Genomic DNA, 14,264 nt, shown 5'->3' with positions numbered 1-14,264 from the left:
ATGTTAAAATTATTTAAAAATTAGGGGGAAGAAAAAGTGAGAATAAAAATAACATATGAGACTCTTGACGGAGATATAGTACTTCCTAAGCACTATAATCATCATATCCAGGCTCTTATTTACAAAACCTTCTCCCCGCAGCTTGCCACAAATCTTCACAATATTGGTTTTCCATATGGGAAAAGAAGATTTAAGCTTTTTACCTTCTCTCGTATCCTTGAGAAGGGTATCCCTACTAAGGATGACACAAAATTAATCTTTAAAAGGAAAATTACATTCTATTTTTCTTCCCCAATAGAAGATATTGTTGAAAATCTTGCAGAAAGAAGCTTTAAAGAGAGAGAATTTGAACTTTGTGGAAAGAAAATATACATATCTCAACTTCAAATAATCACAACTCCTAAAATTGAAGAAAAAGTAAAAATAAAAGCCATATCTCCTATCACCATATATAGTACATTAAAGAAGGCGGATGGAAGCAAAATTGTACATTTTTACAAGCCCATAGATAAAGAATTTTCCAAACTAATAGAAAATAATGCTAAAAAGAAATTTCACCTAATATATGGAAAAGACCCAGAGGAACTAAAGTTAGAAATAAAACCCCTGAAGTTTTCTGTAAAAGATAATTTAAAACTTGTTAAATTTAAAGACACAATAATTGAGGGATATACCGGAGTATATGAGCTTACTGGAAGTCCTGAATTAATCTACGTAACCTACGAGGCAGGATTGGGAAACAAAAACTCAGGAGGATTTGGTATGTGGGAAATATGGAGAGAAAAGGAGGAGGATGAAAATGCTTGATGCAGTGAAAGAAATCGGAGATATTATTTTAGGTAAGAAAATCTCGGATCCCTTACAGACTTTATTAGAAGATCCTAATGCAGAGAGAAAATATAAAAATGTATTTTGCCTTACTTTTGAGGAGAGGGAGGGAAAATACCAGTATAAAGGAATAGAAAGAGAAGAATATTCCACAGATAAACTTGTAAGATATCTATACAGAGGTGGACCAAATAACGGAGCCAACTTTTCACCTTCAACTAAGGTTACTGAAATTGATAAAACCCTGAAAAATAAAATTATAGGATGGTTTAAGGAGGTTTTATCGAATAAAAATATTAAACTCAGCACCGAAGAAAGAGCATTTCTAGAAAACTTAAGTAAAGAAATCATGAATAACACAGAGAAACTTATAAAGGAATATAATGAGCTCATCAAAGAAATTCCAAAAAAGGAGGGAGGAATTTTCCTTACTTTTAAATTTAGAAGTCCTCATAAAATTGAATATCTCGGGGATAAAGAAGTTTTTGTAAGAATCTTACAGGATCTTCTTAGAATAAGAGAGGGTAAAAAAGGTAGCACCATAGGTATATGTTCTATCTGTCTTGAGGAAAAGGAAGTAAGTGTAGGGGACGGTATTTACACTTTCTTTACTGTTGACAAACCAGGTTTTATAGCTGGTGGATTTAAAGAAAAGGAAGCCTGGAAAAATTTTCCTCTTTGCGAGGACTGTAGAAGAAGCCTTGAAAAAGGAAAAGAATATATTAACAAAGAACTAACTTTTAAATTAGGAGGTTTATCCTATCAGCTTATACCTAAATTTGTAATTGGAAAAGAATTTGTAAAAGAAGACGTTTTAAATACTTTTTTTGAGACAAATAAACTTATAAACTTAAGAAAACGAGAAGCTAAAAAATACCTAACTGATGAGGAAGATATCTTAAATTATTTAAGTTTTGTTGAGGATAACTTAACCTTAAACTTTCTCTTTATAGAAAGAAGACAAAGCGCTGAAAAAATACTTGCTCTAATTGAAGACGTACTTCCTTCAAGACTCAGAACCATATTTAATATAAAAGACAAAATTGACAAATTATTTGAAATCGATTTTACCTTTAGAAACCTATGGACCTTCTTCTCCAAATCTGATCCTAATAATAGAGATCAAGACTTAATTAACTACTTTTTAGATATTGTGGACCGAATATTTAAAGCAAGACCTATAGATAAAAACTTCCTTATGCAATTTATTATGAAAAGAGTAAGAATTGCCTTCGTAAGAGAAGAATATTTTCCACAGGTTGTAAAAGATGCTATTATGTCCCTCTTATTCTTAACATATTTAAATTTAATACAAATGGAGGTGAAACTCATGGATGAAGAGAGATTGTTTGATCCTGTATTTAAAAGATTCTCTCCCACCTTTGACCATCCAGTGAAAAAGGGTCTTTTCCTTTTGGGTGCATTGACCCAGATGCTCCTAAACATACAATACTCCCAAAGAGAAAGTACCCCATTTAGAAAACAACTTAAAAGCTTAAAAATGGAAGAAAAGGACTTTAAAGGGCTCCTTCCAAAGGTAATCAATAAACTTCAAGAATATGATGCCTTTGATAAAGGCAAACAGAAAATAGCAGAAGAAGCATCCTACTATCTCCTTCAAGCAGGAGACAATTGGAAATTATCCAATGACGAACTAAACTTTTACTTTGTTTGTGGTATGAATCTTTTACCAGAAATTACTTCTATAGTTTATGAAAAAACTAATTAGGGGGTGTTTAAAAATGACTGAGTTAAAAAATAGGTCTGAACTATTATTTCTCTATGATGTGACCGATGCAAACCCTAATGGAGATCCCGTTGATGAAAATAAGCCAAGAATAGATGAAGAGACAGGAGTAAACATTGTCACCGATGTAAGATTAAAAAGAACCATAAGAGATTATCTATATGAGTATAAAGGATTAGAGGTATTTATAAGAGAAATAAGAAAAGAAGATGGAAAACTAAAAACTAAAGAAGAAAGGCTTGAAGAATTCAAGAGCAATCAAGAAGTGATAGAAAAATGCATTGATATAAGACTTTTTGGGGCAACTACAGCGGTGGAAGGAAAAACTATGGCTTTAACTGGACCTGTTCAATTCAAATATGGAAGATCTCTCCATAGGGTTGATCTAACTTATATTAAAGGTACAACTGTAATGCCCTCTGGAGCAGAGAAAACTCAAGGCACCTTTACTGAAAAGTATATACTTCCCTATTCTCTTATAGCCTTTTATGGAATAGTAAACGATAACCTTGCTAAAGTACAGAATATTCCTCTTACTCAGGAAGATGTGGATTATATGCTTGAAGCTATGTGGCATGGAACCAAAAATTTAATTTCAGGCTCTAAATTCGGCCAAGTTCCAAGACTTCTCATACAAATTGTATATAAACCCGATTCTTATTTCTACATTGGTGAACTAAATAGAAGAATAAAGTTAATATCTGATATAGAGGATGAAAAAATAAGAGATATCTCTCAGGTAAAGATTGACATCTCTGATCTTGCAAAAGCCCTTGAGGAGAATAAAGGAAAAATTGAAAAAATAAGATATAAAGTAGATGAAAGATTAAGATTAGTAAAAGACGGTATGGACACATCTTTAACTCAAGCTTTATCACAGCTTTCTCTTGAGGAACTTTCTTTTTAGGAGATGATCTTAAATGAAAGTTCTTGTATTTGATATATTTGGAGATTTAGCTCACTTTAGAAGATTCTATACTACATCCTCTCCCCTATCCTTTTCCTTTCCTCCTCCCCCTACCATCTTAGGGATGATAGGAGCCATTGCTGGAATAGATAGAAAAAAATATCTGGAAGTACTTTGTCCAGAAAATTGTAAAATCTCTCTACAAATAATGAATCCTATAAAGAAGATAAGACTGGGGCTTAACTTAATAAACACAAAAGACAACTTCTGGCAACCCGTTAAAACTAAAAATCATAATGCTAGAACTCAAGTAAAGACTGAATTTATAAAAGATCCAAGATATAGGGTCTATTTTTACCACAAGGATGAAAACATCTTTGAAGATGTAATAAACAAGATTAAAAACCATGAAACTTTCTTCACTTTTTCCTTAGGGCTTTCAGAGCTTATTGGGGATTTTCAATTTATAAAAGTGGCTGAGTTTATTGAAATAAAAGAGAAAGAAGAGGTTTATATTCACTCCCTTCTCCCCATGTCTTACATCTCCGAAAGCAAGATCATATTTGAAGAAGGCAAGAGCTATTTTAGAGAGAGAATACCCGTAATAATGAACAAAGAAAGAGTGGTAGAAAAATACGAAGATGTAATATATGAAAGTAATGGAAAACCTATCAAGGCTTTTGTAAACTCCTATTATAAGGGAGAGAATCTAAATGTCATCTTTTTCTGAACTTTATTCCCATCCTGAAAAACCATTAGAATTACATTTGAAAAATGTAAAGGAGCTTTCCTGGAAATTTTTGGAAGACATTCCCATAGAAAAACTGCCAATTAAAAAAGAACATATAAAAAAGTTAGCTCAAATCATAACCCTTTCCCATGATATAGGAAAGTCTACTACATTTTTCCAAGATTATCTTCTTAAAGGAGAGAAGAGAGGAGAGAAAGAGACCAGACATTCTCTCCTCTCCTCTATTATTGCTTACTACATAACTAAAAACTCTTTTTCTAGGGAAAATATTCCAGAAGATGTTAAGATCTTTTTTCCTGTAATTGCTTTTCTCACCGTTAAAAGGCACCATGGAAATTTTTCAGACATAACCATAGAACTAGACTTGGATGAAGAAGAAAAGAATCTCTTGAAAAAGCAAATAGACTCTATAGATGAAGAAAAATTTGGGAAATTAATAAAAAATTTAGAAGATCCCAATTTTCAAGAAATTTCCAAAGAAAAACTATATTCAATTCTTGAAGAAGTTTCAAAGGATATAAAAATTCTTAGGCTAAGTATGAAAAGACTCTCTAAACAAAAATCCTTAGACTACTACTTTTTAAATAATCTATTATTTTCCCTTCTAATAGATAGTGATAAAAGTGAAGTAACTATTGGTAAACCCGAAAGAAATTTACAAGAAATACCATATATTATAGTCGATGCCTTCAAAAAAACTATTAAAATAGAAAAAAAACCAATTAATAATCTCAGAGAAAAAGCTTATAATGAGGCTTTAAGTAAAGAAATAGATCTTTCTCAAAAGATTTACTCTCTTAATCTTCCTACTGGGCTTGGCAAAACCTTCATATCTCTTGCTTTTGCATTAAAACTTCGAGAAAAAATAAAGAAGAAGCTGAATTATACCCCAAGAATCATTTATTCACTACCTTTCTTAAGTATTATTGAACAAAATGCAGAAGTAATAGAGAAAATACTTAAAGATTACTTTGGAAAAATAGACACAACGATTTTGTTAAAACACCATCACTTAGCGGATATATATTATAAAATTGACGAAAAAGAATTAGAACCAGATGATGCAAAAATCTTAATTGAAGGATGGAACTCTGAAATAATAATCACTACCTTTGTACAACTTTTCCAAACTCTTCTATCTAACAGAAATAGTAATTTAAGAAAACTACACAGAATATTTGGAAGTATCATAATTCTTGATGAGGTACAATCAATTCCTATGAAATATTGGTTACTTCTTAGGGAGATCTTTATAGGTCTTGTAGAAAAATTTAATTGTTACATTATTTTCTCTACTGCAACTCAACCCTTAATATTCCAAAAAGATGAAATGTTTAACTTAGTAAAAGGTGAAGATTATTTTGTTCAATTAAATCGTACTATATTAATTCCCAATCTTTCTGAAGTATTAAGTTTAGAAGAGTTCGTTGAAAGAATTAATTTTGAACCCGACAAAAGTTATATGTTTATACTAAATACCATAAACTCTGCAAAAACATTTTATGAACTTTTAAGAGAAAAAACAAAAGAGGACATTATTTTTCTCTCAAGCCACGTTACTCCTAAAGAAAGGTTAGAAAGAATAGAAAAGATTAGAAATAAAAAGTCAAGAATCGTAATAAGCACTCAACTGGTAGAAGCAGGAGTAGACATTGATCTTGATATAGTATATAGAGACATAGCACCTCTTGATTCTATAAATCAATCTGCAGGAAGATGTAATCGAAATTGGGAAAAAGATATAGGAGAAGTAGATATATTTATCTTAAAAGATGAAAGAAGAAAATACGCCTCATATATCTATGACAAGATTTTATTAGAGGTCACCACGGATCTACTCAAAAAGGAAGAAAAAATAGAAGAGATCAAATTCATTAACTTTATTCAAGACTATTTTTTAGAAATAAACGACAGAAAATCTCATGATATCTCCAAAAATCTGCTCAATGCTGTTTACACATTAAGATATTCTGGATGGACAGAAACCGAAGATAAAGAACAAGTAGGTATTGAGAATTTTAAACTCATTGAAGAGGATTATCCCAAAATAGATGTTTTTATAGAACTTGACGAATACGCTGAAGAATTATGGAAAAAATATTGCAATTTAAAAGAGATAAAAGATATTTATGAAAGAAGGACTGAATTTCAAAAAATAAAAGGAGATTTTTACAAATACGTCATATCTGTACCCACTAAAATAGAGAATTTACCTCCAATAGTAAACGGTTTTGGCTATGTAAGTAAAGATAACTTAGAGGATTTCTATAGCAAGATTACAGGTTACCAGGCAAAGGCAGAGATCCTATTATGGTAGTTCCAAGATTAATTACAGGAACATTAGTAGAAAGTTTTCTTATCTGCAAAAGACAGTGTTGGCTTATGTCTCATCAGATTACTCCTGATCAAGATCATCCATACTTAGAACTTGGAAGATTTATTGACATGGAAAGTTATAATGAAGAAAAGAAAAAAGTAAACCTTGAAAATGTGATAATTGACCTTATAAAAACTGAAAATAACACGCTCCTTATAGGAGAAATAAAGAAGACCTCAAAAGCTCAAGAGAGTGCAAAACTCCAACTTCTTTTTTACCTATATAACTTAAAATATAACTACGGCATAGAAGCTAAAGGAATACTCCTTTTCCCAAAGGAAAAGAAAAGAATAAAGGTAGATCTTACCGAAGAGGAAGAGAAAAAGATAGAAAAAATAATCTATGAGATAACTGAGATCATTTATAAAAATCTTCCTCCTGCACCAGAAAAAATAAATTATTGTATACACTGTGCATACAGGGAGCTTTGTTGGTCATGAGCGAAAGTATTTATATTTTTTCAAGTGGGGAACTAAAAAGAAAGCACAATACAATATTTTTCGAAACGTCCGACGGTCAAAAGAAGTATCTTCCCATAGAAAACATTAGGGATATACACTTTTTTGGTGAGGTAACCCTTAATAAAGAGTTTTTAGAGTTAATATCTCAAAAAGAAATAATATTGCACTTCTATAACTATTATGAATATTATATAGGAAGCTTTTACCCAAGGGAACATTATAACTCTGGTTTTATGGTTCTAAAACAAGCAGAGCACTACTTAGATAATGAAAAAAGATTAAAGATAGCAACAAAAATTGTAAAAGGAGCTTCGGGAAATATAAAAAGAGTGATTAATTATTATCTAAATCGCGAAAAGAAAGAGTTAGAAGATTATCTTGAGAGAATTCAAGAACTGGAAGAAAAAATAGATATTACTAATAATGTGGACGGACTTATGGGAATAGAAGGAAATATAAGAGATATTTATTACTCCTGTTTCAACATAATAACAGAAAAAGAAGAATTCTTTATTGATGAAAGAACCAAAAGACCCCCCTCAAACTATATGAATGCTCTCATAAGTTTTGGAAATTCCCTCCTTTATACTACTACACTCTCTGAAATATACAAAACTCACCTTGACCCAAGAATTGGATATCTTCATACTACTAATTTCCGTAGATTCACATTAAATCTTGACGTAGCTGAGATATTTAAACCTATCATTGTGGATAGAATAATATTTAGCCTTGTAAATAAAGGAGAGATTACTCCTAAGGATTTTGAAGAAAAGTTAGATGGAGTTTACATGAATGAAAAAGGCATGAAAATCTTTGTACAAAATTTTGAAGAAAGAATGAAAACTACAATACAGTATAAAAATCTTGGCAAGGTCTCGTATAGAAGACTTATAAGACTTGAGCTTTATAAACTTGAGAAACACCTAATAGGAGAGGAAGAATACGAACCTTACATATCCTCTTGGTAATTATTTTCCATGTATGTAATAATGGTATATGATGTGAACCAAAGAAGGATAAACAAAGTATTGAATACTGCTAGGAAGTATCTTGAATGGATACAAAATTCAGTTCTTGAGGGAGAAATAACCGAAGCTAAATTTGAGATGCTAAAAAGAGAAATCGAAATCATAATAAATGAAGAAGAAGACTCAGTAATTTTCTACATAATGAGAACTACCAAATATTCGGAAAGACAAATACTCGGTATTGAAAAAAATAAAAGAGAACAAATATTATAAGTAAATTAAGAATTAAGCATTTTTCTCAATCAATTCTTTATATATTTCCTCTACTCTTTTTTTTAGAACAGGATGTACAAAATCAGGAGCTATTTCCGAAAGTGGACCCATAACAAAGGTTCTATTATGAGCATCAGGATGGGGTATTTTTAGATTTTCAGTATCAATTACTAAATCATCGTAAAAGATTATATCAAGATCAATATTTCTTGGTCCCCATTTTATTTTTCTCTCTCTTCCCATTTCTTTCTCTATATTCAAAAGAAGTTCAAGAAGTTCAAAGGGATCAAAACCTGTCTCTACTAGTACTACTCCATTTAAAAATTTATCCTGATCCTTATATCCATAGGGCTCTGTTTCAATAATTGATGATTTCTTAATAATTCTCAACCCTAACTCTTCCATTTTCTTTAAGGCTGTCTCAATATTCTTTCTTCTGTCCCCTATGTTACTTCCTATAGCGATGAAGACCTTATGCATTTTATCTCCTCAAGTACCTTTATTACTCTCTTATTCTCTTTAACGTCATGAACTCTAACGATATCCACGTCATTTAGCACACACAGTGCAGTAATTCCAAGAGTTCCCTCAAGCCTCTCCTCAGGTGGAAGATCAGATAAAGCTTTTCCAATAAAACTCTTTCTTGAAGCCCCTATGAGTATAGGCTTTCTAAGACTTTTGAATTCCTTTAATCTTGCCATAATCTCAAGATTATCCTCATATCTCTTTCCAAAACCAATTCCTGGATCGACAATTATTTTCTCAGGATCAACACCATTTTCCTTAGCATAATTAATTCTCTCTTCAAAAAATTCCATGATTTCTCTAACCACATCATCATAATATGGATTTTTCTGCATATCCTTAGGGGTTCCCTTCATATGCATAAGTATATAAGGAACTTTATATTTTGCAACTATTTTAACTAAATCATTATCAAATCTAAAGGCACTTATATCATTTATCATGTCTGCCCCTCTATCAACAGCAAGCTCTGCTACCTTAGAATAATAAGTATCAACTGAGATCACTACATCGGGATAACTTTTTCTAATACTCTCAATAGCCGGAATAACTCTTGACATCTCCTCATCTATACTTACTGGTTCAGCACCAGGACGCGTAGATTGACCCCCTATATCTATGATATCTACACCATTTATTACCATATCTTCAACAGTCTTTAAAACTTCATTAATCTGCATCTTTCTTGATCCACTATAAAAAGAGTCAGGAGTTACATTTATTATCCCCATAACTAAAGTTCTACTTAAGTTTAAAACTCTACCCCATGGAGAGACAATTTTTTCAGGTTTTTGCTTTAATAAATATTCTTTTAATTCCTGCAGAACCAGTGGAATTTCAAAATATTTGTTGTTCTCTAATTTTTTAATAAAAAGTTCATAATGCTTTTTGGTTCCAAGAAGAATAACATCACTTTTTTCAATTTTACAATCTACAACGTTCTTATGCACCACTACATCCCCACCAAGAGAAAGCATCTCTTGCTTAATTACATTTGCAGTTGGAGAAGAAATATTAAAAATTTTTAGAGGAATAATTTGAGCTTTTCTTTCAAAAATTTCAAGAGAAGCAGGATGAGCTCCTACTTTTAATATCTCTTTTCTTAAAAATTCATGACTAAGCTCTACTATCACTTCTTAATCCACCCCTTTTCTACGCATGCAAAAGCATTGTGATTGTGAATACTTTCAAAACTTGTGACCTCAACTCTATACCAACTAATTTTAGGTTCTTTTTCTAACTCTGAAACAATGTCTCTTACTACATCTTCAACAAATTTGGGATTGTTATATGCAGTCTCAGTGATGTACTTCTCATCGGGTCTTTTTAAAAGAGAATAGATAGGAGCACTAGCAGATCTTTCAGCAATCTCCACTAGATCTTCAAACCATATTAACTTTTTAGATTTAATATAGATCTCTGCTATAGCCCTCTGATTATGTGCCCCATATTCGCTTATTTCTTTTGAGCATGGACATAAAGTATGAATAGGCACCTTGACTCCAATAATCATATAGAGCTTTTTACTAAGTTCAGCCTCAATAACACATTCTATCATATTAGGAGAAGCTATCTGAGATACAGGAGTCTTTTTAAAGATAAAATAAGGAAAGGTTATCTTTATATGACTGCTGTCTGCTTTTAACTTTTCTCTGACCTCTTGCAATATCTTGCCAAGATTTTCTGGATGAAGAAAGTCAATTCCATTTAAAACTTCAACAAATCTACTCATGTGGGTTCCCCTTAAATCTTCTCTTAAATCCACAGAAATATCAATATTAGCAACAGTACTTTGATATTCTCCACTCTTTGTAATAATCTTTATAGGCCAATGTATATTTTTAATTCCCACTTTTCTCAAATATATACCTCTATAGTCTCTCTCATTTTGAACATCCTTCAATCTTTTCACCCCTATAAATTACCCCGCTATCTTCTGTCTCCCACACTTGCACTTCATAAAGATGACAATTATCTCTCTGCAGTTTTTTTTCTAACCTCTTCCAGACCCATATAGCTATATTCTCTGCAGTAGGTTGATTCATTATTTCATTTATATAAGAATGATCTAAAACATTAATTACCTCTTCTTTTACAATATCTTTTAATTCTACAAAATCTATAATCATACCTTCCGAATCTGGAACACCCTCTACAACAATTACCAACCTATAAGTATGTCCATGCAATTTTTCACACTTACCTTTATAACTTTCTAAATTGTGAGCTGCGTCAAATTTAAACTCACGTATAAGGAACATCTCAAATCTCCCTAAGTTTTTTGTAAATTATATCATTTAAAATGAGAAACTAAATGGAATTTTCTGTTTAAAAATCTTTAAAAAAATACCATTTTGTTACATAATACCATTCAACAAAAACATTATTTTATCTAAACTTTTTAAGATCGACAGAAATTGTAACAAAAAATCAAAGCAAATTTTTAAAGAAAAACCTCATTATTACTCAATTTCATAAAAATTTTCTAACTTTTCTGAGTAGAATCTCTCTAAAATCTTCTTAAATACTTCATTTAAAAGTTTTTAATTTTATTCTTAAAAGCTTATTTCTTCGTCGACCCCCAATAACCCCCTAAACCCCGGGGGATCGACAGACCTATAAATTTTCCATTCCATACCTCTTTACATCTTATTCTTTTTATGCTATATTATCCTCAAAATTGTAGCGTACCTATAAGGGTAGTTAATTTTAAGCGGTAGCTTTTTTGCCCTTTTTACGGGTTTGTAGCGTACCTATAAGGGATTGAAACTCTTCATCACATCTTCACCCCCCTTATGTCTACAACGTTTGTAGCGTACCTATAAGGGATTGAAACCCAAATCTCCAGCTCTTCCCTGGATTAAATTTTTCTGTTTGTAGCGTACCTATAAGGGATTGAAACATGTAATACCCAAGCCGACATCTGGAAACGTAAGTTGGTTTGTAGCGTACCTATAAGGGATTGAAACTAAGAACAAGTGTCTTGTAATTGTTGATTATCTCCGTTTGTAGCGTACCTATAAGGGATTGAAACAGATACAAATCCTTTTTTTTATGAATATGCCAAAGAAGTTTGTAGCGTACCTATAAGGGATTGAAACTAAGAACAAGTGTCTTGTAATTGTTGATTATCTCCGTTTGTAGCGTACCTATAAGGGATTGAAACAGATACAAATCCTTTTTTTTATGAATATGCCAAAGAAGTTTGTAGCGTACCTATAAGGGATTGAAACTGATGGTACTGGAGAGAGATCTCACGCGCCCTTAGAAGTTTGTAGCGTACCTATAAGGGATTGAAACTTCAGCAATGCATAGGATAAATGGGTTTTACCTACTCGTTTGTAGCGTACCTATAAGGGATTGAAACATCGTTGTAAAACCCATTAGTAGGTCTGGCGCTATTCGTTTGTAGCGTACCTATAAGGGATTGAAACTTTTCTTTTTCTTCAATTTCAGGGATATTCAATTCACGTTTGTAGCGTACCTATAAGGGATTGAAACTCCCAATCAGGTTCAATCGGAGTGTTCATTACTACTCGTTTGTAGCGTACCTATAAGGGATTGAAACGATGGATTTGTCTATGACGTTTCTGGAGGTACTATCCGTTTGTAGCGTACCTATAAGGGATTGAAACATGATAAAGAAATTAAGAAGATTATCATAGAGATCCGTTTGTAGCGTACCTATAAGGGATTGAAACTCCTTTAGATACCTGACTTGAGAAACTTTCCAAATTGGTTTGTAGCGTACCTATAAGGGATTGAAACGGTACGTCAGGGATAACGATGTTCTTAACGAGCTTTACGTTTGTAGCGTACCTATAAGGGATTGAAACCCCACATAGATGCAAAACATTGAAATTTTGTTGAAATGTTTGTAGCGTACCTATAAGGGATTGAAACATGCCTGAAGAGGCAATAAAATACAAAGCTTCTGCTAAGTTTGTAGCGTACCTATAAGGGATTGAAACACACTCTTCTCATTTGATACAGACAAAACTACTTGCCGTTTGTAGCGTACCTATAAGGGATTGAAACTCCCAAATCTCTCTTTCCACTGGAAGCATGTGTACATGTTTGTAGCGTACCTATAAGGGATTGAAACTGGCCTTTTTCAACCCTCTCGCCTCCTTCCCCTGCTTTGTTTGTAGCGTACCTATAAGGGATTGAAACATATAGTTGGGCGTCTGGTTTATTCTTGTAGTCTAGTTTGTAGCGTACCTATAAGGGATTGAAACAAGTCTACTGCCCACTTAAGAACAGGACTAAAAAGGGTTTGTAGCGTACCTATAAGGGATTGAAACTATTCCTCATCACTCATGCTATCTATGTCGTAGAAAGGTTTGTAGCGTACCTATAAGGGATTGAAACGACCAATGGGATTCTTAAAAAAAATAAAAAAGGGAGTTTGTAGCGTACCTATAAGGGATTGAAACTATACAACCTCCCTTTCGTACCCCTCAGGGATATTTGTGTTTGTAGCGTACCTATAAGGGATTGAAACGTTTGAATAAACTTCTAAGAGAATCCCCTCTTTTTTGTTTGTAGCGTACCTATAAGGGATTGAAACAATTCGCTCGCTTTTTTGAGTTCACGGATGTAGAGTGTTTGTAGCGTACCTATAAGGGATTGAAACTTTCAAACCCTCCCCTTCAAAAGAATTTTTGGGAGTCCGTTTGTAGCGTACCTATAAGGGATTGAAACGAGTACTCATATGAGTATGACCCTGAGGAATGGGCCCGTTTGTAGCGTACCTATAAGGGATTGAAACTTCTTTCATAGATCTTTAAATTTTTTACCCCGGCATGTTTGTAGCGTACCTATAAGGGATTGAAACGAGGAGGGGGTAAAGAGAATATCTTGATTGTGATATTTTTTACTTTTGCTTTTCACTGAAATCTACATTAGCTTTCTCATTGTTTATAGCACTAATTTTATTAGTTCTAATTTTCATTGTAATTGTTTTTTAATCTGCCCCATTAAAGAAATCTCTACTTTAAAGAAAAAGTTTTCAGAATTAGATGATATATCGTTAACAAAGCTCAAGGGCTACAAATAAATTTAGAAAAATATTTTACTTAAATAAAAAAATTTATGTTAAAATATTTAATAATGGAAGTTGAGGATATAAGCCTTGAAATAACAGAGAAAGATGATTACACTATTCTTTACTTTAAATTAAAAAGTAATCTTGACCCCTCTATACTCAAAAAAATTTCTCCACCTAAAATCAACCTGAGAAGAGGCTTAATAATTTCTGGAAGAGGACCTATATGGCTTTATGCCTATTTAGTTCATTATTATCATCCTACTCCTTTTATTGCTATTTATGATCCAAGAATAGGTGCTGTTGTTATTCAATCACATATAAAAAGTATTAATGTGGGGGATGTGATAGATATTTCTTTAGATGGGGAGGGATAA

The 14,264-nt window shown here is 32.2% G+C and carries 13 protein-coding genes and 1 CRISPR repeat array; of the genes, 9 read left to right on the top strand and 4 right to left on the bottom strand.

The features are described 5' to 3' along the window. Window positions 1–36: 36 nt before the first annotated feature. The 8 genes from cas6 to cas2 are packed head-to-tail and all read left to right on the top strand — an operon-like array spanning window position 37 to window position 8,315. Entirely contained in the window at window positions 37–807 is a 771-nt protein-coding gene (gene cas6 / locus DTUR_RS03170) for a CRISPR-associated endoribonuclease Cas6 (protein WP_012582998.1), read from the top strand. After that, window positions 800–2,557, top strand: a complete 1,758-nt coding sequence (locus tag DTUR_RS03165) for a TIGR02556 family CRISPR-associated protein (protein WP_012582997.1) — start codon at window positions 800–802, stop codon at window positions 2,555–2,557. The genes cas6 and DTUR_RS03165 overlap by 8 nt, the downstream gene beginning before the upstream one ends. 13 nt (window positions 2,558–2,570) lie before the next feature. Next, window positions 2,571–3,482: a type I-B CRISPR-associated protein Cas7/Csh2 gene (gene cas7b / locus DTUR_RS03160; protein ID WP_012582996.1), complete on the top strand. Its 912-nt coding sequence runs from the start codon at window positions 2,571–2,573 to the stop codon at window positions 3,480–3,482. 13 nt (window positions 3,483–3,495) lie between these two features. Then, window positions 3,496–4,212, top strand: coding sequence for a type I-B CRISPR-associated protein Cas5b (gene cas5b / locus DTUR_RS03155; RefSeq protein WP_012582995.1), 717 nt, complete (start codon window positions 3,496–3,498; stop codon window positions 4,210–4,212). Beyond that, the gene (locus DTUR_RS03150; protein WP_012582994.1) at window positions 4,196–6,550 is read left to right on the top strand and encodes a CRISPR-associated helicase/endonuclease Cas3; all 2,355 of its coding nucleotides are present in this window, start codon (window positions 4,196–4,198) and stop codon (window positions 6,548–6,550) included. Before cas5b ends, DTUR_RS03150 begins: the two co-directional genes overlap by 17 nt. Continuing rightward, window positions 6,544–7,050, top strand: coding sequence for a CRISPR-associated protein Cas4 (gene cas4, locus DTUR_RS03145; protein ID WP_012582993.1), 507 nt, complete (start codon window positions 6,544–6,546; stop codon window positions 7,048–7,050). Before DTUR_RS03150 ends, cas4 begins: the two co-directional genes overlap by 7 nt. Then, window positions 7,047–8,042, top strand: coding sequence for a type I-B CRISPR-associated endonuclease Cas1b (cas1b, locus tag DTUR_RS03140; protein WP_012582992.1), 996 nt, complete (start codon window positions 7,047–7,049; stop codon window positions 8,040–8,042). Before cas4 ends, cas1b begins: the two co-directional genes overlap by 4 nt. Before the next feature lie 9 nt (window positions 8,043–8,051). After that, window positions 8,052–8,315 carry a CRISPR-associated endonuclease Cas2 gene (gene cas2, locus DTUR_RS03135; RefSeq protein ID WP_012582991.1) on the top strand — a complete coding sequence of 88 codons (264 nt, stop codon included), beginning with the start codon at window positions 8,052–8,054 and terminating at the stop codon, window positions 8,313–8,315. Window positions 8,316–8,327: 12 nt separating this feature from the next. Here cas2 and folK read toward each other — a convergent pair whose 3' ends face one another. The 4 genes from folK to queD are packed head-to-tail and all read right to left on the bottom strand — an operon-like array spanning window position 8,328 to window position 11,101. Then, window positions 8,328–8,795, bottom strand: a complete 468-nt coding sequence (gene folK / locus DTUR_RS03130; protein WP_012582990.1) for a 2-amino-4-hydroxy-6-hydroxymethyldihydropteridine diphosphokinase — start codon at window positions 8,793–8,795, stop codon at window positions 8,328–8,330. Beyond that, window positions 8,771–9,973, bottom strand: a complete 1,203-nt coding sequence (folP, locus tag DTUR_RS03125) for a dihydropteroate synthase (RefSeq protein ID WP_012582989.1) — start codon at window positions 9,971–9,973, stop codon at window positions 8,771–8,773. The genes folK and folP overlap by 25 nt, the downstream gene beginning before the upstream one ends. Continuing rightward, on the bottom strand, window positions 9,970–10,743 hold the full coding sequence (gene folE2, locus DTUR_RS03120) for a GTP cyclohydrolase FolE2 (protein WP_012582988.1): 774 nt from the start codon (window positions 10,741–10,743) through the stop codon (window positions 9,970–9,972). The genes folP and folE2 overlap by 4 nt, the downstream gene beginning before the upstream one ends. Continuing rightward, window positions 10,724–11,101: a 6-carboxytetrahydropterin synthase QueD gene (queD, locus tag DTUR_RS03115; protein WP_012582987.1), complete on the bottom strand. Its 378-nt coding sequence runs from the start codon at window positions 11,099–11,101 to the stop codon at window positions 10,724–10,726. The genes folE2 and queD overlap by 20 nt, the downstream gene beginning before the upstream one ends. Before the next feature lie 479 nt (window positions 11,102–11,580). After that, window positions 11,581–13,677: a CRISPR direct-repeat array (repeat unit 30 nt; unit sequence GTTTGTAGCGTACCTATAAGGGATTGAAAC). 257 nt (window positions 13,678–13,934) lie between these two features. Between queD and crn3 the strand changes: the two genes are divergently transcribed. Next, window positions 13,935–14,264, top strand: a complete 330-nt coding sequence (gene crn3, locus DTUR_RS03110) for a CRISPR-associated ring nuclease Crn3/Csx3 (RefSeq protein ID WP_012582986.1) — start codon at window positions 13,935–13,937, stop codon at window positions 14,262–14,264.

Source organism: Dictyoglomus turgidum DSM 6724 (assembly GCF_000021645.1).
In the GTDB taxonomy this organism is placed as follows: Bacteria; Dictyoglomota; Dictyoglomia; order Dictyoglomales; family Dictyoglomaceae; genus Dictyoglomus; species Dictyoglomus turgidum.
Note: the sequence above shows the minus strand (reverse complement) of the source record. Positions and strands in the feature narration are given on the sequence as shown.